The following is a 21942-nucleotide window of genomic DNA, read 5'->3' as shown; positions in this document are numbered from 1 at the left end:
GTTCTTCCAGATGAGGGAGGGTCCCGGCCGGCGCCGGGGCTGCGATCAAGCGTACTCAGCCGGCGACCAACCCGCCCATCAAGATCGATTTGTTCGTACACATGTTTCATCCACAGGGTGTGGACAGGGCCTGTGGGTACCCGGCGGGCGGGCCCGGCGGGTTAGCGTGAGGGTCCCGGTCGCAGTGGAGGAGCCACCATGCTCGTCGCCCAACTCAGTGACCCGCACCTGACCACCGGCGTGCTCGCTGCCGTGCCCGCCGCCGGCCTGCACCGGGCGCTCGGCCGGGTGCTGGCGCTGCGCCCCCGCCCCGACTGCGTGGTGATCACCGGCGACCTGGTCGACCACGGCCGCCCCGACGAGTACGCCGCGCTGCGCGAGGTGATCGGCCGGTTCCCGCTGCCGGTGCACCTGGTGACCGGCAACCACGACGACCGGGAGTCGCTGCTCGACGCCTTCGGCGGCACGCCCTACCTGGGCGGGGGCTTCTCCGCCTACTACCACGTCGACCATCCCGGGCTGACCGTCGTGGCGCTCGACTCGCTCATCCCCGGCGAGGGAGGTGGCCGGCTCGGCGACGAGCAGCTGGGCTGGCTCGACGGGGTGCTCGCCGGCCGGCCCGACGTGCCGGCGCTGGTCTTCCTGCACCACCCGCCGGTCGCCGTCGGCATCCCGGCCGCCGACGCCATCCGGCTCGCCGACGGCGACGCGCTCGCCGAGGTCGTCCGCCGGCACCCCCACGTGGTACGCGTCGCCGCCGGCCACCTGCACCGCCCGGTCACCACCGGCTTCGCCGGCACGGTGCTCACCGTCGCGCCGAGCACCTGGCGGCAGGCGTCGCTCACCATGGCCGCCGACGACGAGATCGGCTGGGTGGACGAGCCGACCGCCTTCCTGCTGCACCGGGTCACCGACGACGGCTGCGCCACGCACACCGTGCAGGTCAGCCACGCCGCCGGGCAGACCTGCGGGTTCTGACCGGGGCTCCATCGTGGACCTGCTCTGGTACGTCGCGTACGGGTCGAACATGCACGCCGCCCGGCTCGGCTGGTACCTCACCGGGGGACGCCCGCCCGGCGGGCTGCGGTCGTACCCCGGGTGTCGGGACTGCCGGCCACCGCGCCGGGCGGTCCCGGTGCTGGTCCCCGGCGGGGTCTACTTCGCCGGGGGGCGTGCGCGACCGGGTGCCGATGCTGACCTTCACCGCGCCGTGGCGGGCGTCGGAGGTGTCGTGGCGCCGGCCGGCGCCGATCTACCTCCGTCTGATCGCCGACGGGCTACGCGAGGCGCACGGCTGGTCCACCGAACGGACCATCGAATACCTGGCGGCGCGACCCGGCGTGGCCGGGCAGTGGGATCGGGTTGAGCTGACCGGCCTGGTCGCGCCTGGTCCGGCGGCCGAGGGCTGAGTCATCGCTTCATCTACCCGTCATGTCGGAATCGTCCGAACGTCCGTCCGGGGCCACCTGACGTATCCGCAGGTCTGTTCGACTTCCCCAGTCGACCGGCGCGGCCGGAGATGAGAGGCTGTCCCCGACGGAGCGGCATCCCCGACCGCCGCCATCCGTGATCCACCCCCTGTCACGGCACGGATCAGGGTCGCCGGGCGAACCATCGCCCGCGCAGCGTCCAAGGCCGAACCTCACGAGGAGTTCCATGTCCGTCCCCGGGATGCGTCGGGCCGCTGTCGGCCTGACCGCACTCGCCGCGGCCGCGCTCAGCACGGTCGCCGTCAACCCGAGCCAGGCCGAGGCCGGTCCCCCGCCGGTCGAGGTCAAGCTGCTCGCCATCAACGACTTCCACGGCAACCTGGAGCCCCCCACCGGCTCCAGCGGTGTCATCGCCGGACAGCCCGCCGGCGGCGCCGAGTACCTGGCCACCCAGCTCGCCAAGCTGCGCGGGGCCACCGAGGAGGAGCAGGAGCGCACCATCACGGTCGCCGCCGGTGACCTGATCGGCGCCTCCCCGCTGCTCTCCGCCGCGTTCCACGACGAGCCGACCATCGAGTCGCTGAACATGGCCGGGCTCGACTTCGCCAGCGTCGGCAACCACGAGTTCGACGAGGGCGCCAACGAGCTGCTCCGCATCCAGAACGGTGGCTGCCACCCGGTCGACGGCTGCGCCGACGGCACCCCGTACGCGGGCGCCGGCTTCCAGTACCTCTCCGCCAACGCGTTCAAGACCGCGACCGGCCAGCCGCTGCTGCCGCCGTACGCGGTCAAGAAGGTCGAGGGCGTCAAGGTCGGCTTCATCGGGATGACCCTCGAGGGCACCCCGGAGATCGTCAGCCAGCAGGGCGTCGCCGGCCTCACCTTCGCCGACGAGGCGGACACCGCCAACAAGTACGCCCGCATCCTGCGCGCCCAGGGCGTGCAGAGCATCGTCGTGCTGCTGCACGAGGGTGGCGTGCAGACCACCGGCACCGACATCAACGGCTGCGCCGGCTTCTCCGGCCCGATCGTCGACATCGCCAACCGGATGGACCCGTCGATCGACGCGATCGTCAGCGGCCACACCCACCAGGCGTACAACTGCGAGATCAACGGCAAGCTGGTCACCAGCGCCAGCTCCTTCGGCCGCCTGGTCACCGACATCGACCTGAAGATCGACCGGAAGACCGGCGACGTGCTCACCGCCAAGGCGAACAACGTCGTGGTCACCCGCGACGTCGCCAAGGACGCGGCGCAGACCGAGCTGATCACTCGGTACAAGACCGCGCTCGGCCCGGTCGCCACCAAGGTCGTCGGTGAGACCACCGAGGTGCTCAACCGCAACCAGGAAACCCTCTTCGGTACGGCCAAGGGCGAGTCGCCGCTCGGCAACGTGATCGCGGACGCGCAGTTCGCCGCCACCGACAACGAGCAGGGTGCGCTCGGCGCGTTCATGAACCCCGGTGGTGTCCGCGCCGACCTCGACGCCGGCCCGGTCACCTACGAGGAGGCCTTCACCGTCCAGCCGTTCTCCAACAACCTGGTGACGCTGGACCTCACCGGCGCGCAGCTCTACTGCACGCTGGAGCAGCAGTTCGTCACCGGCCGCACGCTCTACCCGTCCTCGACGGTCCACTACACGGTCGACGTGAACGGGACCACCGGCACCACCGCCGACCCGTGCGCCGGCACCCGGGTGGTCCGGGGCAGCCTGACCCTGGGCGGCGTCGCGGTCACCGACGGCGGCACCTACCGGGTCACGGTGAACAACTTCCTCGCCGGCGGCGGGGACGGCTTCACCGTCCTCAAGGGCGGCACGAACCTGGTCACCGGCATGATCGACCTGGACGCCTTCGTGGCGTACCTGACCGCCAGCTCGCCGGTCTCCGCGCCGGCCCTGGACCGGATCCGCACCACCGCCGAGGTTCCCGTCGCCTGACGGCAGGACCCCCGCCCGTGACGGGCCCCGGAGCATCCGCTCCGGGGCCCGTTCCCGTTCCACGCCCCGCCCGGCTCGGGCGCGCATGGGCCGGGTCAGACGGGGGCCGGCTCGGGGGTGAGGGCCGGGGCGCGACCGTCCTGGGCGGCGGTCAGCAGCGGGCGCAGGGAAAGGGCGAGCAACGACGCGGCCAGGCAGCCACCCACCACGAAGGCCACCCACACCTTCCCGTCGGCCGCGCCGATCAGCGGCCCGGCGGTCACCGGACCGATCACCCCGCTGATCCCGAAGATCATCGAGCTCATCGCGTTGTACCGGCCGCGCAACTCGTCGGTGGCGAGGGCGTTGGTCAGCGCCGGCATCACCGGCGACAGCATCGTCTCGCCGAACCCGAAGATCGCCGCGCAGAACACCACGCCGAGCGCCGGAACAAGCATGCCCCCGGTCTCGACGAGGCCGGCGGCACCGAGGACCAGCCAGGCCGTCGCGAAGACGCCGCCCACCGCGGCCAGCGCACGGGTACGACTGCGCCCCTCCATCCGGCGGATCACCAGCAGCTGGGACAGCACGATCATCAGGGTGTTCCCGGCCAGCGCCCAGGCCACCACCCGTGGGGTCACCTCGGCCACCCGCACCGCGTACGCGGTGAAGCCCACCTCGATCTGGGCGTAGCCGCAGGTGGTGAGGACCAGGCCGAAGATCACCAAGCGGCGGAACGGACGGTCCCGGAGGACGGTGAGGTAACCGCCGCTCGACTTCTCCGCGCCGGTCCTGGCCGCGGCGAGCCGATGCCCGACGTGCGGCAGGCTGAGCAGGATGAGCGCCGGCGTGAGGTAGCTGACCGCATCGAACAGGTAGATCAGCTGGAAGGAGGCCGGCCGGGCGGTGTCCACGATCGCGCCGGAGATCAGCCCGCCGACACCGATGCCCAGGTTGAGCAGGGCGAAGTTCAGGCCGTACACCCGCTGGCGCTCGTCGTCCGCGGTGAGCGAGGCCAGGATGGTGTTCTGCCCGGACCAGATCGCCGAGCCGCCGATCGCGATCAGCGTGGCCACCCCGAACGCCGACGCGGTCGAGTCGACCAGGGCCAGCGCGCCGGTGCCGAGCGCCTCCACCAGCAGGGACGGCAGCACCACCCGGCGCGCGCCGAACCGGTCGATCAGGGTGCCGCCCAGCGGGGAGAGCGCCAGGGTGACCGCGCCGTACCACCCGATCACCAGGCCGGCGCGCGGGTCGGAGAGACCACGCACGTCGGTCAGGTAGATGAAGAGGAACGGCAGGGTGAGGCCGCGGCCGACCGCCGAGAGCAGAGTGCCGAGCAGGATCCGCCGGGCTTCCGGACGACGAGGGAGAGCACGACGCAGCATGCCGCGATTCTGGTCGCCCGGTGTGACAGGCCGCGAGCCGTTTACCGGCGCGCTCGCGGGCGGTGGGCCGGCCGGGTGACCAAGGGCACGTCCGGGCCGGCCGCCCCGGGCCCGCACCGGTGTCGGAGTGCTCTGCCATGCTGGCCGGGTGACCGTGACCTGGCGACACCTGCCCGCGTCGGCCCGGGAGATCGCCGTGGCCGCCACCGACGCCGTGGCCGCCGTCCGGGCGCGTGACGTCGAGGCGTACGAGGCGGCGACCGTCCGCCTCGCCGGGGCGGAACGCTCCGGGCTGGTGCTCGGTGCCGTGGTGCGGCTGCTGCTGGAGCAGACCCACGGCGACGGGCTCGACGGTGACGACGTCCGGCAGGTGCTGGAGCACTGCGTCCGGTCGACGGCGGACTGGCGGCCGGACGTCGACCCGCACGTGGTGCTGGTGCTGCTCGCCGGCGCCCTCGGCGTCTACGACCCGGGCGAGGACGACTCCCCGCCCGACCCGGCGGCGATCGCCCGGCACGCCCCGCTCCTCGTCGCCGACCTGCTCACCGCGACGGACCGGCCGCTGGAGGGCTTCCTCACGGCGGCCTTCACCGAGATCGAGCGCACCGAGCGGCACGACTGAGCTGCTCGGGCGGCCCGACACCGTGGTGAGTGGACGGTCCGAACCGCTGACCGGTTCGTGCCGCGACGGCCGCGTATCGCCTCGCCGGGGCGCGCGGCCGTCGCCGTTCGGGACGGTGGCGTCCCCGGCGCGGCTGTGGATGTTAACCGATCGGCGGGGGCTCGCATCGGCGGGCGTCGAGGTATGCTCCCGCCACTACATGATCGACTTGCGCGGGGGCGGTTGATGGGGAGACATCTGGCGTGGCTGGCGGTGGTACCGCTGGTCGCGGGCGTGGGTCTGGTCGGCCCGGCGGTGCCCGTCGCGCTCGCGGCGCCGGCGCCGATCGCGGCGGTCGCCGTGCCGGCCGACGAGTTGTACGTCAGCAACAAGTACTGCACACCGGGCGCGGACGGCAGCGTCGACGCGCCCTTCTGCACGATCGGTGCGGCGGCGGCGGTGGCGCAGCCCGGCCAGACCGTCCTCGTGCAGCCCGGCGACTACCTGGAGGCGGTCACGCTCACCCGGTCCGGCACCGAGACGGCGCCGATCACCTTCCGGGCGGTCAACAGCCCGGACGGCATCGTCCGCGTCGGCCGGTTCGGCGCCAGCACGGTGACCGGCCACGCCTTCTCCATCGCGGGCGTGCATGACGTGGTGGTCGAGGGGTTCACGGTGCGCGCCGCGGCGGGCGACGAGCCGGTGCTGGTGGACGGGTCGCAGCGGGTGGTCGTCGATGGCCTGGCATCATCGTCCGACGGCCCGACCAGCCACGTCCGGGTGACGGGCGGGTCGGTGGACGTGACGATCAGCCGGAGCTGGTTACTCACCTTGGCCCCCGCCGTGCTGGTCGACGGCGGTGCCACCAACACCATGGTGACCTTGAACCAGCTGGCCATGAGCGGAGTGCGGGTGACCGACGCCCCGGGCACGGTCATCACGGGAAACACGATCCTGGCGAGGTGCACGGGCGGCATCGGCGTCTCCGGCGCCTCCACGGGCGCCTCCATCCGCAACAACATCGTGCAGGCCCGCGTCACCACCACCGTCTGCAAGGACACCGGAAACCCGACGGCGATCTCGGTGGCGGCGGAGGCGGTGGCCGGCACCACGGCCGACTACAACCTGATCGACCCGACCTACGGCGGCGCTCTCTACTCCTGGGCCGGTACGAGCCACTCGTCCCTCGCGTCGTTCCGCGAGGTGACCGGCCAGGGCGGGCACGACCTGGCGGCCGACCCACGGGTGGACACCAGCATTAAGGCCGAGCGCGACTGGATGCCGTTGCTGGCTGGGTCGCCCGCGATCGATTCGGGGGACGCCACGGCACCGGGTGCGAACGGGCGCGACTTGCTCGGCAACCCACGCACCGACGACCCGTCCGTCCCCAACACGGGAACCGGACGCGCGTTCTACGACCGTGGCGCGGTGGAGTTCCAGGGCGGTGTGGAGAGCGGCCAGACCGGCCTCACGCGAACGCCCGGCGCGAACCCGCTCTCGGTGACCGCGACCTCCCCACAGCGGTACGCCTGGCCGACCGACGGCGAGGGCGGGTCGATCGCTTACAAGTTCTCCGACGAGCACTTCTTCCGAGTAACCAGCGCCCAGGTACTGGAGCACTCCTTCGCGCGCGCCGGTTCCGCCTGCGTCTCCATCTTCACCAGCACCAACGGGTTCCGGTGGAGCACGTACCTCAATCGCCACTGCACGGTGGTGGGAGCACTCTTCTGGCCGGTGGGCTCGCCGTACCGGTTACTGGACACCAGGTCCGCGCTCGGCACCAACGGCACCACCCCCGTTCCGCCGAACTCGGAGATCGTGCTGCGGATTCCGACCACGGAGGGCACCCGGGCGCGGGAGATGACCGCGGTGGTCCTCAACGTGACGGTCACCGCGCCGACCGCCGCGGGGTTCATCACCGTCTACCCCGACGGCGGCACGCTCCCCGGGTCGTCGAACGTCAACTACGTCGCCGGTGAGACCGTGCCCAACCTGGTGACCGTGCCGATGGCCGGTGACTCCGTCCGCTTCCGTAACAGCGGCAGCGGCACGGTGCACCTGGTGGCCGATCTTCAGGGGTTCTACGGGCGGCAAGGCACCGGGTTCAAGCCGCTCGCTCCGACCCGGGTGCTCGACACCCGGGCCGGTGCGGGCACACCGGTGGCGGCCAACGGATACCGCCAGCTGGACATGTCGGGCAAGCTTCCGGCTGGGGTGAAGGCGGTGGTCCTCAACGTGACGGTGACCGCGCCGAAGGCGCACGGGGTGCTGACGCTCTATCCCGACACGTGGCCTGCGCCGCTGGCGTCGAATCTGAACTTCGTGCCCGGGCAGACCATCCCTAACCTGGCGATCGTGCCGGTGGTGGCTGGCAAGGCGATGATCCGCAACGCCAGCGCCGGCACGACCCATGTCGTGGCGGACCTGGCCGGGTACTTCGCCCTGCCGGAGTACGGGGCGACCCAGGTCTACGTGCCGCTCGGTCCGTCCCGCATCGCCGACACCCGGACCACCAACGGCTGGACCGGCCGCATGGTCTCCGGGCCGCTGCGCCCGTACGAGAAGGGGCGGTTCGCCCCCTGGTCGATCGAGACCTGCGACGCCGGCTGCCCGAAGCCGACGGCCGCCGTGTTGAACCTGACCGTCACCGCCCCGACCGCCGCGGGTGTACTCACCGCCTACCCGTATCTCGAGGCGCGCCCGACGGCGTCGAACGTCAACTTCGTCGCCCGGGAGACGGCCGCGAACGCGGCCATCGTCAAGGTGGACACCCTCGGCGAGGTCGCCGCCTATCACCAGAGTGGTGGCTCGACCGACGCCATCGTCGATCAGGCGGGGTACTTCATCGCCGCTCCCTGACGATCCCGATGTCGCGACGGCCGCCTACCCCTGACCGGGGGTGGGCGGCCGTCGTGGTCACGGGCTGGCGGCGAGGAAGACGAAGGCTGCGAGCAGCACCAGGTGCACCCCACCCTGGAGGACGGTGGCCCGCCCCGGCACGACGGTGAGCACCCCGGTGACCGCGGTCAGCGCGAGCAGGGTGAGCTGGGTGCCACCGAGGCCGAGCAGCAGCGGGCCGTCCAGCCAGATCGAGGCGAGCGCGATCGCCGGGATGGTCAGGCCGATGCTGGCCATGGCGGAGCCGAGGGCGAGGTTGAGGCTGATCTGCACCTGGTCCCGACGGGCGGCGCGGGCGGCCGCGAGGGTCTCCGGGAGCAGCACGAGCAGCGCGATGACCACACCGACGAAGGACTGCGGCAGGCCGGCGGCGGCCACCCCGGCCTCGATGGCCGGGGAGACCGTCTTCGCCAGGCCCACCACGGCGACCAGCGAGACGACGAGCAGGGCGAGGCTGACCAGGGCGGTACGCGTTGACGGCGGGTCGGCGTGCCCGTCGCCGTCGGCGTCGAGCACCCTGCCGTCGCTGGTGACTGGGAGGAAGTAGTCCCGGTGCCGCCCGGTCTGCACGAGCACGAAGAGTCCGTAGAGGGCCAGCGAGGCGATGGCGGCGAAGATCAGCTGGTCGGGCGAGAACTCGGGGCCGGGACGGCTGGTGGTGAAGGTCGGCACCACCAGGCTCAGCGTGGCCAGGGTGGCCACCGTCGCCAGCGCGCCGCCGGTGCCCTCCGGATTGAACACCGCCACCCTGCGCCGGAGCGCGCCGAGCAGCAGGGAGAGTCCGAGGATGCCGTTGCAGGTGATCATGACGGCGGCGAAGACGGTGTCCCGGGCCAGCGCCTGGGTCTTCTCCCCACCGCTGATCATCAGGGTGACGATCAGCGCCACCTCGATGACGGTGACGGCCACCGCGAGCACCAGCGACCCGTACGGCTCGCCGACCTTGTGGGCGACCACCTCGGCGTGGTGGACGGCCGCGAGGACCGCGCCGGCCAGGAAGCTCGCGACCACCGCCACCACGACACCGGGCAGGTCCCGCCCCCAGGTGAGGATCAGCAGCACGACCGCGAGCACGGGTACGGCGAAGGTCCATTCGGTCAGGCGAGAGCGGATCAGCGCGGTCATCCGACAACTGTGCCAGCAAAGCCACGCCACCACTCTCGTGTCCGCCCGGCAGTACTGACGGGCTCGTGGCGGCGACGGCCGCGTACCCCTTGACCGGGGGTGCGCGGCCGTCGCCGTCACGGGCCGGCGGCGAGTAAGACTGTCTGCCTCGGGCACGCCGACAGGCCGTGCGGGTCAGGGCCGTTCGGGGGCACGCCGATCGGTAGCGGTCGGGATAAACTCCCGCCGCACGCATCGATCGACACGTCACGGGGGCGTCGAATGTTCATACACGGGCTCGCGCGGCTGGCGGTCGTACCGCTGGTCGGGGCGGCGGGACTGGTGGCGCCGGTCGCGCCCGCGGGGGCGGAGCCGGTCGCCGGCCCGGCGGTCACCTCCGGATCCGACCTGTACGTCGGTGGCACCGCAGCGACCTGTTCGAGGTCCGGCAACGGGTCGGTCGAAGCGCCGTTCTGCACCATCTCCGCGGCGGCAGCGGTGGCCGAGCCGGGCCAGACCGTGTGGATCCAGGCGGGCAACTACCCGGAGAAGGTGGAGCTGACCCGCTCCGGCGCCGAGTCCGCGCCGATCACCTTCCGTGCGGTCAACGGCCCGAGCTCGACGGTTCGGGTGGGCAACTTCGGCTGGTCCACCTGGACCGGCTCGCCGCTCTCCCTCACCGCGGTGCACGACGTCGTAGTGGAGGGTCTCACCCTGTTCCCGGCGGGTGCGGACGCGGTCCAGGTGGACGGGTCGAGCCGAGTCACCCTGGACGGGATCGCCGCCCGGACCGGGAGCCGGGCCGGCGTACGGGTGTCCGGCGGATCGCGCGACGTCACGGTCAGCCGGGGCTGGTTCGCCGGTCAGGGCGGGGTCGGGGTCTCCGTCGAGGCCGGCGTGACCGGCACGGTGGTGACCGCGAGCACCTTCCACCGCAGTTCCCTGGCGATTACCGACGCCTCGGGCAGCACGATCACCGGGAACACGGTCGTCACCGACTGCACCCCCGGCATTCTCGTCGCCGGCGCCTCGCCGGGCGTCGCTGTGCGGAACAACGTGGTGCGGACCGGCGGTGGCGCTGTGTCGGACCCGCAGCGCTGCGCCGATCCGGCCACGGCGACGGCGATCACCGTCTCCGCCGCCTCGGCCCCCGGGTCGGCGGCCGGTCACAACCTGATCGACCCGGCCTCGGCCGGCCCGCTCTACTCCTGGGCCGGCAGCGATTACGCCGACCTGCCGGCGTTCGTGGCGACAACCGGCCAGGGTGGTGGTGACCTGGCCGCCCCGGCGCTGCTCCAGGACCAGCAGGGGACCGAGCGGGGCTGGTTCCCGCTCGGCGCCGCCTCGCCGGCGGTCGACTCGGCGGATCCGGCGGCCGCCGGCGCCACCCCGTCGGACCTTCTCGGCAACGCGCACGCCGACTCCCCGAGCGCGCCGAACACCGGTGGCGGCTACCGGGACCGGGGCGCCGTCGAGTTGCAGGGCAAGCTGAGCGTCACCGGCAACGAGATCCGGCGTCGGGTCGGCGGCAACCCGTTCGACGTCACCACGCCGATCGCCGTCCGGTCGGAGTGGCCCACGGACGGGCCGGTCGGCACGGTCGCGCGAAGGTGGAGCGACGAGCGGTTCTTCCGTACCGGCCCGATCGCGCCGGCCGACCACCGGTTCCGCCGGGCCGGCGCGGCCTGCGTCATCAACGAGCTCAGCTGGAACGGCTTCCGGGCGCCGAACCAGTTCACCTCCAACGGGCCGTGCACGGTGATCGGCGCCCGGTACACGCCGGTGGCGCCGACCCGGGTACTGGACACCCGGGCGGCGATCGGGATCGGCACCCGGCTGCCGCTCGCCGGCAACTCCGAGCTGGTGCTGCCGCTGCCGAGCATCGACGGCGTGTCCGCGGCGGACATCACCGCGGTGGTGCTCAACCTGACGGTGACCCAGCCGACCACGGCGGGGGTGCTGCGGATCTGGCCGGACGGCACCCCGCTGCCGGAGGTGTCGAACGTCAACTTCGTCGCCGGGGAGACGGTGCCGAACCTGGTCACCGTGCCGATGTCCAACGGCAACCTGCGCATCCGCAACACGGGGGGCGGCACCGTCCACGTGATCGCCGACCTTCAGGGCTTCTACTCGGCCGCCGGCTCGGGATTCAAGGTGGGCCAGCCGGTCCGGGTGCTGGACACCCGCAACGCCGGCTTCTCCGCCTTCCCGCCCAACACGACCCGGGCGCTGGACCTGAGCGGCCGGATCCCGACGGGCGCGACGGCCGTCGTCCTCAACGTCACGGTGACCCGGCCGGCAGCGGCGGGTGTGCTCACCGTGTTTCCGTACGGCTCGGCGTTGCCGACCGCGTCGAACCTGAACTTCGTCGCCGGGCAGACCATCCCCAACCTGGTGATGGTGCCGGTGGTGAACGGCAGGGTGGCGATCCACAACTTCAGCTCCGGCAGCACCCACGTGGTGGTCGACCTGTCCGGATGGTTCGGCGGAGGTGCCAGCGACGTCTTCGTGCCGTACGGTCCGCGGCGCACCCTCGACACCCGGCTCGGCGGTGCGATCTCGGCGCTGGCACCCAACACCAACGGCAGCGTGCTGGTGTTCTACGTGGACCCGACCGGCAACGACACGACGCCTCGGCCGACCGCGCTGGTGGCGAACGTGACCGCCACCCAACCGACCAGGGCGGGCGCGCTGGCCTTCCGGCCGAGCGACGCCGACCAGGCGGGCACGTCGAACGTGAACTTCGCGGTCGGTGAGACGGCCGCGAACATGGTCATCGTCGGTGTCGGCCCGGACGGCCAGGCCGTCTCTTTCAACGACAGCCTCGGCTACACCCACATGATCATCGACCAGTCCGGACATTTCATCGCTGCGGCGTCCTGACCCGCGTACCCCTCGGAGCCGGCGGCCCCCGACCAGCGGGGGGACGCCGGCTCCGGTCATTTCGGTTGAGTCGCCGATCCGGGGGTACCGATTCTGTCGAGAAGGACGGATCCCTCCCCAGGGAGGTTCGACCGGAACGAGGAGGATTGTTATGACCACCAAGGTTGAGAAGTCGATCGAAGTCGACGTCCCGGTCAGCACCGCCTACAACCAGTGGACGCAGTTCGAGGAGTTCCCCCGCTTCATGGGCGGGGTCCAGGAGGTTCGCCAGCTCGACGACCGGCGGATGCACTGGGTCGCCCAGATCGCCGGGGTCAAGCGCGAGTGGGACGCCAGGGTGCTGGAGCAGGTGCCGGACGAGAAGGTGGCCTGGGCGGCCACCGAGGGCGCCACGAACGCCGGCGCCGTCTACTTCCAGCCGATCGGCACCGACCGCACGATGGTCCGGCTGCACCTGGAGTACGAGCCGGAGGGGCTGGTCGAGAAGGCCGGCGACAAGCTGAACATCGTCGAGAAGCAGGCCGAGTCGGACCTGGAGAAGTTCAAGAGCTTCATCGAGTCCCGGGGTGCCGAGAGCGGCGCCTGGCGCGGTTCCGTCGGTGAGGGGCACGGCGTCGGCACGCCGGGCGTGGCGCACGCCGCGGCGTCCAAGGGTGACAGTGGCAAGGCGGGCGTCTCCGGCGCCGCGGTCGCGACCGGTGCCGCCGTCGCGGGCGCTGCTGCCGCCGCTGCTGCCGCCGCCAAGCACCGCTCCGGCGACGACGACCGTACGCCCGGCACCACCACGGAGACGGACTACGTGGTGACCGAGGTGGAGGTGGTACCCGAGACCGGGACCACGTCGTACCCGGGTGGCCCGGTGAGCGAGCCGAACCGCCCTATCTGACGTACCTCTGTCACCGGGCCCGGCGCTCCGACCATCCGGTCGGGCGCCGGGCCCGCCTCCGTGCCCCGGACCGGGCGGCCGCCGAAGCGCGCGTGCTGGCGGCAGGAGCAATCGAGCCACGGACTGCTCGGGTGCCGCTCGCATGCAGTCGAATCGCACGGCGCGACGGGCGCAGAGGCGTGCCGATTGCTGGATCAGTGGGCCGGTCAGGTGACCCACGGGCTCGTTGTGCGCGGCTATGAGCACGCCATGCGATGCGGCGGGAGACACTCGGACGATGACCGGCATGCCCCCGGAGACGATTTATCGCCGAGCGCTGGGCTGGCACGCCCCTGCCCTGCGGCGAGCCGTCATCGTCGCCTCCATCGGGCTCATCGTCGCTCTGGCGCTCCTGCGGTTCATGACGTGGGAGTTGGCCGCCGTCGGGGGCTGGGACGCCGCCGCGCTCGCCTTCCTCCTCACCATCTGGCCGATCATTGTCCGAGCGGACAGCTCCCACACCGAGCTACTCGCCACACGTGAGGACGAGACGCGGGGATCCGCCGCAGTGCTGCTGGTAGGGGCCGGCGTCACCAGCCTGCTGGGCGTCGGCTTTGCGCTCAGCACTGCCGGACGGCATGGCGGCTCAATCCGGGTGCTGCTCATCGGCGTCGCAATACTGACCGTCCTGCTGTCGTGGACCGTGGTCAACACGGTCTTCACCCTGCGCTACGCCGACCTGCAATTCCGATCTACGACCGGGGGGATCGACTTCGGCGGCCAGTCTGTGCAGGGGCGGCCCACCTACCGCGACTTGGCCTACGTCGCCTTCACGATCGGCATGACCTACCAGGTATCGGACACGGCCATCAGCGATCCTCGGATCCGGGGCACCGTGCTGACCCATGCCGTCCTGTCATACGTGTTCGGCGTGGTGATCGTGGCGGGTTCCGTCAACCTCATCGCCGGGCTGGTCCGCTGACCCGGCGCCGGTCAGCCCAACCCAGCCGCCCTGTCGGGCTTCAGATCCGTGCACCGGATCTTCGGACCGGACCGGCAATCTTCTGATCTGATGCGCACCCAGCTCTCCTGCGGCTGGCGGGTAGGTTGGCGCGGTGCGGATCGGTGCCTGCCAGACCCGGGAGATCCTGGGTGACGTGGACGCGGCGGTAATGGTCATCCAGGACTTCGCGGACCGGGCTGACGCGGCGGGGGTTGCACTTCTGTTGTTCCCGGAGTGCTTCCTACAGGGCTATCTGGTCACGGGCCAGCATGTGCACCGCCACGCATTCGACGTGCGTTCGACGGAGTTCGCCGCGGTGTTGGCACGGCTGGCCGGCATTCGGCAGATGCTCGTGCTCGGCATGATCGAGCGGTGGCGGGGCCGGTACTACAACACGGCGTTGGTCGTCACGGGCGGCCGAGTAAAAGGCGAGTATCGCAAGACCTTCCTGACCGGCGGAGAGTCGGTGTTCACCGCGGGTGACACCTACCCGGTGTTCACCCACGAGGGTGTGCGATTCGGCATCAACATCTGCTACGACACGCAGTTCCCGCAAGCAGCGGCAGCGGTGGCGGCGGGTGGGGCGCAGGTGTTGCTGGTGCCGGCGCAGAACATGATGCGCCGCGATAAGGCATTGTGGTGGCAGGCCCGGCACAACGAGATCCGCGCGCGACGGGTCCAGGAGACGGGCATGTGGCTGATCTCCGCCGACGTCACCGGCGAACGTGACGAGTCCCGGATCGGGCTGGGCCCGACCTGCGTCATTGACCCCGTCGGCCAAGTGGTGGCGCAAGTCCAACCGGGGACGACCGGAATGGCCATCATGGAGATCGACCCGCCGTAAGTCGCCCACCATCGACTCTGCTCCACTCGGCTCGCGGCGCATGTCAGAGCGGCGGAGGGGCCGACGGGCAACCGTGGTACTCGCGAATGGAGCTTGGATTGTCTTGACGCTGGGCTCTGTCGTCCTCGGTCACGTACCGTGATGCCCCTTCGGCGGCATGTGCGCGTGTCCCAAGGGTGCCGCGACTGGCCTTCTCCGAGGTGGCGTAATCGGCTTGTGTGGAGTTCCGAGGGCTGCTTCGCTGTTGCCCGTGACCGAACTTCAAACGCCGCGACTGTGCTTGTACGCCATCGACACAGCAGAGGGTGAACGCATCGTCGGGCGGCGCGCCGGAGCCGGGGATGCCTGGGCCGAGGATTTTCCTTTCGACGGCGACGTCATCGGCGTCACGGCCTTTCTCACGGCTACGGCGGCCCACGGGGACCAGCGCCCTTTCGGGCACTACCGGATCACCCGGACCGCCGACGGGAAGGCCATCGGTGGAATCGGTTTCAAGGGTCAGCCGGACGACGGATGTGTCGGGGTCGGTTACGGCCTTGCCCCATCAGCCCGTGGTCACGGCTATGCAGCGGAGGCACTCGTCGCCCTGCTGAACGTCGCGGCCGATCACGGATTGTCCCGAGTTGTCGCCGACACCACCGTGGACAACGTCGCTTCCCAGCGGACCCTCGAACGTGCCGGGTTCCGCCAAAAGGGCACCAACGGTGACCTCTACCTGTACGAGGTACTCCTCCACGCCCCTTCGCGAGCGGCTCAGACGCAGTAGCCCGATCGCCCGTTGGGGCAGCCCGTAGCTCCCGCGCGATCGGTGGTCCTTCGGAACCGTCTATCGCTCATCGGCAAGCCACGAGCGGCTGATGTCCCGGAGGCCACGTACGCGGCCAGGATGTAGTTGGGGTGCCGGTCGAGGTTCTTGATTGCCCGGTCGTAGCGCATGGTTCGCGCGTCGGCGTGTGGCGGGTGGCGATCTGCACGTCGCGCAGGCTGACGCCGGCGTCGAGCATGATTGTCACGAACGTGTGGCGCACCATGTGGGGATGCATCGTGGCCGTCGGGCTCGTGCAGCCTCACATCCGGGCTTTCAGCACGTCGACCTCGCAGCCTGGCAAGGACGGGTCAAAGCCGTGCTCGACCAGCCAGCGGATCGCCACCAGGCTTCGCCACGACCACCACGCGTGGATCACGTCGAGGTCGACGTCGGTGCCGTAGCCGGCGACGACGTCGTCAAGGTGCTCCTCGTGTCCGAGCGTCAAGACGGCGAGGTCGTACAGAGCATCGCCCTGGGCCGCCTCGGACCAGTCGATCACGCCGGTGATCTTGTCACCGTCGACGAACACGTGGGTAATCTGCAGGTCGCCGTGCATGAACGCCGGTGTCCATGGCCGGAGCGCAGCTTCAGCAACCTGGCGGTTACGGGTGACCAGGTCGGTGGCAAGGACACCGTTCGTGACGAGCCACTCGCATTCACCGTCGAGGCGCGACGCCAACTCGTCGAGGCGACGACCGGGCCATGGCGGCAGCGGCGCGTCGTGCAGCATCCGTGCGGCGGCACCCGCCGCGGCCCACGCTGCAGGCGACGCGGGCGACGGTTCGCCGAGGCGGCCGAGTGCCGTGCCTGGGAGGGCGGCGAGCGCGAGCACGGGTGGCTTCCGCCACAGGACCTCCGGAGTCGGGATCGGCGCCATGGCCATCGCCTCGACCTCGACGTCGGTGCGCGTCTGATCAGCGTCGATCTTCAGGAACACGTCGCCGACGCGCAGGGTCGCGCGCTCGTTATGGGCGACGACGACCTCGACCTCTTCCACGTCGGCCATTTTCGCGGAATTGACCACCGACGTCACCCGGGTTTATCGCGTGCGACTGCACGTTGTCCGCGTCCCGCTGCCCGGCGGCCTCGTGCACGCCACCGACTGCTGACGGGTCGAGCACTGCCTCGGTCCGCCGGGCCTTGATCCCGGAGGCGCCTCCGCGGAATCCCCATGGTCCCCGACAGGTGCGCGCATCGCGGCACTACTGCTCGCAACGGCGGCGCGCGAGATGGACGATGATGTCGGCGGCAATCTCGACCGTCCCAGGCAGGACCTGCATGATCCGGCTATATACCTGCTCTTGCTCAGAGATCGGCAATTCGAGATAGGCCGAGATCGTCGAGAGATGGCCGACGTAGTCGCGAGCGCTCATCGTCAAGCGCCGCTCGATCACGGACTGCCGGACATCGGCGAACCACTCAGACCGTTGGAGCTCCGTACCCGGCCACTGCATGTCATGTCCCGGCGGCGTCCCATCTCGAGACGGAACCTCGTCGCTCTCCAAGAACGGCGCCCGGGCCGCGCGAACAGCCTCCTCCACAGCCGGGTCAGCAAGCTGGATGGGGCCACCGCACGAGGCAAACACGCCACCCGGCTCCAGCAGCGCTGCCATCCGCGACCACCGACCCTCCGGTTTCGTCCAGTGCAGCGCCGCTGCCGCGTAAACCAGCCCATAGCTCTCGCCCGGTCGGAGGTCCTCGAACGCGGCTTGCACCGTCTTGACGTTTGCCGGTACGTGCTTACGCAGCTCGGCGAGCATGGCCCCGTCAGGATCGGTCGCGGTGACCATGACCCCCCGTTGAGCGAACAGACGGGTTGCTTTGCCTGTCCCAGCGCCAATCTCGAGGGCAGTTTGAACCGCCTGACCCGCGTACGTCATCACCATGTCGAAAAGCTCCACGGGATACCCCGGCCGGAACCGTTCGTATGCTTCCGCCACCGCTCCGAAGCTCAGTGCGCGACCAGACATGCCGAGCATCCTGACACGGCCTGCGCCGCCAATGCTCGGTATTCTCACGCGACCCAATCGCCCGATCATGGGCAGCGGAACCTTGCAGCAACGACGATCGCGCCCGAGTCGAGTGATCGCCTGGCGCGAGAATCGTCCTCGCCCTGGCGTCGGCCGTCGACCTTCCCGCGCGGGGGCCGCTGGTGGCCCGGACGACCTCGGCCAGCGCTGAGCGCTGTGACTGGTCAGCGGGGCAGGAGTTGAGTCCAGGAGCCTTAGTCCTTCTCGTGCTCAAGCGGGTGACGGGAATCGAACCAGCACTGTCAGCTCGCGAATTGTCGATCTCCGGCAGGCCGCCGGGATGGGGGACTGCTCTCGGCGGAAGCGACCCTCGCCTTGCAAGGATCAAGACGACCGCCGTTGTCCGGCCACGGAGCCTCCGCAAAACCCGTTGGCAGACCACGGCGACCACTGTTACCTTTCCGGAGGCCGTGCCAGAGACCGAGGAGGTGGTACCCGTGAACGTATCGACATGGGTGCTCCCCCCTGGGGTCACGGTCGGGCGATAGGTCGTCCGGGAGCGCCGTTCAGGAGCACTCCGAAAGGCACGACCTTGCGATTCACTTCCGAACAGCGCCTCGACGACGGCGTCCTCGAGCGCGAATTCACCCTCGGCGAGATCCCCGGCATCCTGTGGACGCCCGGATACGTATCCGCACCGGCGCCGCTGATCCTGGTTGGTCACCCCGGCGGACTGCAGATGATGTACCCCCGCCTGGTGGCCCGGGCCCGGCACTCCGCGGCGGAGGGCTTCGCCGCAGCCACCATCGAGCTCCCCGGGAGCGGTGACCGGCCCCGTTCCGCCGCCGCTGAGGAGGCCCGCGCCGACCTGCGCCGGGCGCTGGAGGCCGGCGAGCCGGTAGACGACGAGATCGTCGACCGGCTCGTCCTCCCGCTGGTCGAAAAGGCGGTCCCGGAATGGCGGGCCACCCTGGACGCCCTCCTTTCGCTGCCCGAGATCGGCGGCCCGGTCGGGTACGCGGGAGGCGTGATCGCCATCGGCCTCCGGCTGGCGGTGGTCGAGCCGCGCATCTCGGCCGCCCTTCTGTTCGCCGGGAGTTTCGTGCCCCGCACCATGTTCGAGGAGGCCCGGCAGGTCACCATTCCGCTGCAGGTCCTGCTGCAGTGGGACGACGAAGGAAACGACCGGCAGTTGGCCCTGGACCTGTTCGACGCCTTCGGCTCCAAGGAGAAGACGCTGCACGCCAATATGGGCGGGCACACCGGCGTCCCGCAGTTCGAGGGGGACGACGGGAACCGGTTCTTCGCCCGGCACCTGAAGTGAGGCGGGGCAGGTAGGCAGGCAGGCAGCAGACGATAGGAGCTGTCGGCCAGGAGTGCCGCTTATCGAGGACAGGTCCCGGCCCTCCTTTAGCAGATGCACAACCGCCCCGGCCGCGGCGGTACCGGCCGGTCGGGGCGGCTCATGGGGCCTTCGGTGCGGGCTGGTCATCCCATCCGTAGCGAAGGGTCCAGAGGTGGCCTGGCATGACGTGGATAGTCACCGAGACCGGCCGTTCCTCAGCGGTGTAGGCGACGTGCCAGATTTCGAACACCGGTTGCGATGCCTCCAGATCGAGGGTCCGTTGCTCGGTCTAGCCGACGACCAGATCCGATGGGGAAGATCACCAGGGCAACGAAAAGGGCCAGGTGAGAGTCTGTCTCACCTGGCCCTTGCCTCCGGTCGGGGTGACCGGATTCGAACCGACGACCTCTTCGTCCCGAACGGCCGTCGCTGCTGTCATCCGCTATCGGCCGCTGTCGTTCGTCGGCCGTGGCCCAGGTTCGGCAGCTGTCTCCGGCTCGTTTGGGGGGAACCGCTGTCAGCGTTCGCTGACTTTCTGCTGACGCGCTGCACGAGGTGGTTGGATGCCATCTGAGCCAAAGGAGCGTCCGAGTTCGGCTCCTCCCCTGCTCGCCTCGTCGGCAGGTGCGGGCCGACGTTCTCGTGATGGCGCTCGGTGGCGTTGCGCTGGGGTCAAGCAGGGGTCATCTGCTGGCGCGTCACGGCAAGTTCGGCAGGACCGCCAACCATGTGCGGACGCGGTCAGCATCGGGCCCGGCGGGCAACTGATCGCCAAGCGGCGCGAGCGGGGCAAGCAGGTTCTTGTGGCGGCGAAGCATCTGGATCTGCTCGATTGGCAGCGTCTGCCAACGTTCAGCCAACTCGCCTGCCTGGGCCGGTATCAGTGTCACCGCCGCCAGGACGCTTCGGATCAGCGCGGCCTGGTCCCACGTCGCGTCACCCGGCACCGACCCGAGTTCCCCGATCAGCAGGCTACGCAGATTGAATGCGTCCGCAGCTGCGCTCCAGCGGTCGTAACCGGCGAACCGCTCGGCGTGGTCGGTCAGCGACAACGCCACCTCGGCCCATTCCCGGCGCGCCTCTGCGGTCAAGGTCCGGTCGTAGGCGTGGAGCTGGGCGCTCCATCGCGTCCTGAGCCACCAATTGACCGATCGCGGGGCGTTGTCCTCGCTCAAGGTGCTCATCCACTGGCGCACCTGGGCACTCGACCACGCATCCATGTCACCGGCGACATCCTGGTGCGACATCCGCTCAGTGTGCCCGGCCTCGCTACGGTCAGGACTGGCTGGGTGCGTCGTTGACCCCTGCCTTGCAAAGATCAAGCGCGTTGTCGGCTCACGGCGGTCATCGTCGGCGAGCTGCACCGCTCGTCGGTCTGTACTGCTCTCTTCCGGCTCGGGTCGCTCTGCTTGGCTGTACGGATGGCTGTACGGCATCGTGGTTGTTGTTTGCCGGCAGAGGGGGAAGCCGTTGCGGTCACATGTGTGGCAACAACACCCGTTCGTCCCGCGCCCATGGAGCGAGATCGCGTCGTTTCTCGACGATATGGCAGGCGCGCATCCCGAGTTCGCTCATATGGCCGCGATCGTCGACACCGTGATCGGCCGCGGTGCGGAGACGGATCTCGCCGGATGCACTTCCATGCACGATCTGCTCGTCGTGCCGACACCAGTGCCAGATCCGCCGTACGACGTGATTCGAGTGTGCTCGCCATCGTCGATTCGCGTGGTTGGTGCGGGGTGGGTGCTGATCGAGCATGTAACGGTCACGGGTCGCGATGATCGGATCTACCGTCCGGTCACGGACGCGGTACCGCTGTTCTGGCGGTTCATCAGGGAGAAGTTCGGGATTGTTCCGTCGTAACGGGCGACCCCTGGATGGCGCAGGGCTCAGATCTTCAGTTTGGAAGAGCGTGCTCAACCGGTCGTGATGCCCAGAACGCCTGCGATCGGCGGCCCGTCGTGTTGCCACTCGTGCCCGTTCATGACCGGTGCGCGCTACTGTTGCTGGCCTGTGGGTGGCCCAGGGATGCCATCCCACCCGCTGCCCGCCTCGCTGATCTCCGAGGGACGGCCGGGGTATGGGGCGGAGCCCCAGTCGGTTGTGGCTAGAGCCCTTCGCTTGCTGGTGTTGCTGCCGGCGCTATGCGCGATACTTCCCGTCATGATCCGTCATGACCTTGTCGAGTTCAGGCAGATCTCCCACCCGTCCGAGATCAGTGCCCGCCAGACACGCGAGCTAGTCGAGTGCTGGATCACGGTGGCAAACACGGGCGGTGCAGTGGGTTTCGCGTTCCCACCCGTCGCATTGGAACAGGTCGCTCCCGTGGCCGAGCGCCTCATCGCCGACCTAGAGCCTCAGCGCAGCAGGCTCCTGCTGGCGGTCGTCGACGGGGCACTGGCGGGCTGGCTGAACCTATCCCGTCACGTGGATCCACTCGTGGCTCACTGGGGCACCGTCAACCGCGTCCAAACACATCCCGACTACCGAGGTCGCGGGATCGGCGCAGCGATGATGCATCAGGTTCGGCAGATCGGCCGTGACGAGATGGGGCTTGAACAGCTCCGCCTCTCCGCGCGAGGCGGCGTCGGCCTGGAGGACTTCTACGGCCGCCTCGGCTGGAAGGAAATCGGCCGGTGGCCCGGGGCGCTGCGGTTTGGCGCGGGCGATGACCGAGACGAGATCCTTATGATCCTCGCGCCGCTGTGACTTGTTCTGATCACAGTGTCAGCGTGGCCGGCCGGCCCGGCCGATGCCGGCCGGAGGTCGCCAGCAGGCCGGGGCCGGGCCGGCGCGGCCCGCTTGCGGGCCGCCCTGATCTGATAGAGCGCAATTCGGCAACTGCTACCGATGGGCTTTGTCCTCCGTCGACTGACGTGCGACAG

The 21942-nt window shown here is 70.2% G+C and carries 18 protein-coding genes and 1 pseudogene; 13 read left to right on the top strand and 6 right to left on the bottom strand.

Annotation, left to right across the window (positions count from 1 at the left end):
* Positions 1–198 precede the first annotated feature (198 nt).
* The 3 genes from V6U81_RS03585 (at position 199) to V6U81_RS03575 (ending at position 3369) form a co-directional block, all read left to right on the top strand.
* Positions 199–978, top strand: coding sequence for a phosphodiesterase (locus V6U81_RS03585; protein WP_334484274.1), 780 nt, complete (start codon positions 199–201; stop codon positions 976–978).
* Between the two features lie 194 nt (positions 979–1172).
* Positions 1173–1409 (top strand): hypothetical protein, encoded by a 237-nt coding sequence (locus V6U81_RS03580; RefSeq protein ID WP_334484272.1) that lies wholly within the window; start codon positions 1173–1175, stop codon positions 1407–1409.
* Positions 1410–1656: 247 nt separating this feature from the next.
* Complete coding sequence (locus tag V6U81_RS03575; protein ID WP_334484269.1) at positions 1657–3369, top strand: bifunctional metallophosphatase/5'-nucleotidase; 1713 nt, start codon at positions 1657–1659, stop codon at positions 3367–3369.
* A 95-nt stretch (positions 3370–3464) separates the two neighbouring features.
* Here the strand turns inward: V6U81_RS03575 and V6U81_RS03570 are convergent, their stop codons facing one another.
* Entirely contained in the window at positions 3465–4736 is a 1272-nt protein-coding gene (locus tag V6U81_RS03570; protein WP_334484266.1) for an MFS transporter, read from the bottom strand.
* Between the two features lie 148 nt (positions 4737–4884).
* On the opposite strand from V6U81_RS03570, the gene V6U81_RS03565 reads away from it, so the two are divergent.
* A complete protein-coding gene (locus tag V6U81_RS03565; RefSeq protein WP_334484264.1) occupies positions 4885–5358 on the top strand; it encodes a hypothetical protein in 474 nt (157 codons plus the stop codon).
* Positions 5359–5583: 225 nt separating this feature from the next.
* Positions 5584–8196 (top strand): choice-of-anchor Q domain-containing protein, encoded by a 2613-nt coding sequence (locus V6U81_RS03560; RefSeq protein ID WP_334484261.1) that lies wholly within the window; start codon positions 5584–5586, stop codon positions 8194–8196.
* A gap of 57 nt (positions 8197–8253) precedes the next feature.
* Here the strand turns inward: V6U81_RS03560 and V6U81_RS03555 are convergent, their stop codons facing one another.
* On the bottom strand, positions 8254–9360 hold the full coding sequence (locus tag V6U81_RS03555) for a calcium:cation antiporter (RefSeq protein WP_334484258.1): 1107 nt from the start codon (positions 9358–9360) through the stop codon (positions 8254–8256).
* A 261-nt stretch (positions 9361–9621) separates the two neighbouring features.
* On the opposite strand from V6U81_RS03555, the gene V6U81_RS03550 reads away from it, so the two are divergent.
* The 5 genes and pseudogenes from V6U81_RS03550 (at position 9622) to V6U81_RS03530 (ending at position 15700) form a co-directional block, all read left to right on the top strand.
* A complete protein-coding gene (locus V6U81_RS03550) occupies positions 9622–12222 on the top strand; it encodes a right-handed parallel beta-helix repeat-containing protein (RefSeq protein WP_334484253.1) in 2601 nt (866 codons plus the stop codon).
* A gap of 151 nt (positions 12223–12373) precedes the next feature.
* Positions 12374–12820, top strand: a pseudogene (locus V6U81_RS03545) (SRPBCC family protein); the annotation flags it as partial.
* A 565-nt stretch (positions 12821–13385) separates the two neighbouring features.
* Positions 13386–14069, top strand: a complete 684-nt coding sequence (locus V6U81_RS03540; RefSeq protein WP_334484251.1) for a DUF1345 domain-containing protein — start codon at positions 13386–13388, stop codon at positions 14067–14069.
* 133 nt (positions 14070–14202) lie between these two features.
* A complete protein-coding gene (locus V6U81_RS03535) occupies positions 14203–14934 on the top strand; it encodes a carbon-nitrogen hydrolase family protein (RefSeq protein WP_334484248.1) in 732 nt (243 codons plus the stop codon).
* 250 nt (positions 14935–15184) lie between these two features.
* Positions 15185–15700, top strand: a complete 516-nt coding sequence (locus tag V6U81_RS03530; RefSeq protein WP_334484246.1) for a GNAT family N-acetyltransferase — start codon at positions 15185–15187, stop codon at positions 15698–15700.
* Between the two features lie 67 nt (positions 15701–15767).
* Here the strand turns inward: V6U81_RS03530 and V6U81_RS29095 are convergent, their stop codons facing one another.
* The 3 genes from V6U81_RS29095 to V6U81_RS03520 all read right to left on the bottom strand — a co-directional run bounded on the left by V6U81_RS29095 (position 15768) and on the right by V6U81_RS03520 (position 17712).
* Positions 15768–15977 (bottom strand): hypothetical protein, encoded by a 210-nt coding sequence (locus tag V6U81_RS29095; protein ID WP_420883959.1) that lies wholly within the window; start codon positions 15975–15977, stop codon positions 15768–15770.
* Positions 15978–16001: 24 nt separating this feature from the next.
* Positions 16002–16766, bottom strand: coding sequence for a phosphotransferase family protein (locus V6U81_RS03525; RefSeq protein WP_334484244.1), 765 nt, complete (start codon positions 16764–16766; stop codon positions 16002–16004).
* 178 nt (positions 16767–16944) lie between these two features.
* Complete coding sequence (locus V6U81_RS03520) at positions 16945–17712, bottom strand: class I SAM-dependent methyltransferase (protein WP_334484241.1); 768 nt, start codon at positions 17710–17712, stop codon at positions 16945–16947.
* A 592-nt stretch (positions 17713–18304) separates the two neighbouring features.
* Here V6U81_RS03520 and V6U81_RS03515 point away from each other — a divergent pair.
* Positions 18305–19036, top strand: a complete 732-nt coding sequence (locus V6U81_RS03515; protein ID WP_334484239.1) for an alpha/beta hydrolase — start codon at positions 18305–18307, stop codon at positions 19034–19036.
* Between the two features lie 719 nt (positions 19037–19755).
* On the opposite strand, the gene V6U81_RS03510 is transcribed toward V6U81_RS03515, so the two are convergent.
* Positions 19756–20304 (bottom strand): hypothetical protein, encoded by a 549-nt coding sequence (locus tag V6U81_RS03510; RefSeq protein ID WP_334484237.1) that lies wholly within the window; start codon positions 20302–20304, stop codon positions 19756–19758.
* A 223-nt stretch (positions 20305–20527) separates the two neighbouring features.
* Here V6U81_RS03510 and V6U81_RS03505 point away from each other — a divergent pair, with 223 nt between their 5' ends.
* On the top strand, positions 20528–20920 hold the full coding sequence (locus V6U81_RS03505; protein WP_334484235.1) for a hypothetical protein: 393 nt from the start codon (positions 20528–20530) through the stop codon (positions 20918–20920).
* Between the two features lie 300 nt (positions 20921–21220).
* Positions 21221–21766, top strand: coding sequence for a GNAT family N-acetyltransferase (locus tag V6U81_RS03500; protein ID WP_334484233.1), 546 nt, complete (start codon positions 21221–21223; stop codon positions 21764–21766).
* Positions 21767–21942: the final 176 nt, after the last annotated feature.

The organism is Micromonospora lacuserhaii (assembly GCF_036902735.1).
Taxonomy (GTDB): domain Bacteria; phylum Actinomycetota; class Actinomycetes; order Mycobacteriales; family Micromonosporaceae; genus Micromonospora.
The sequence above is the reverse complement of the archived record's forward strand: the minus strand, read 5'-3'. Positions and strand labels throughout refer to the sequence as shown.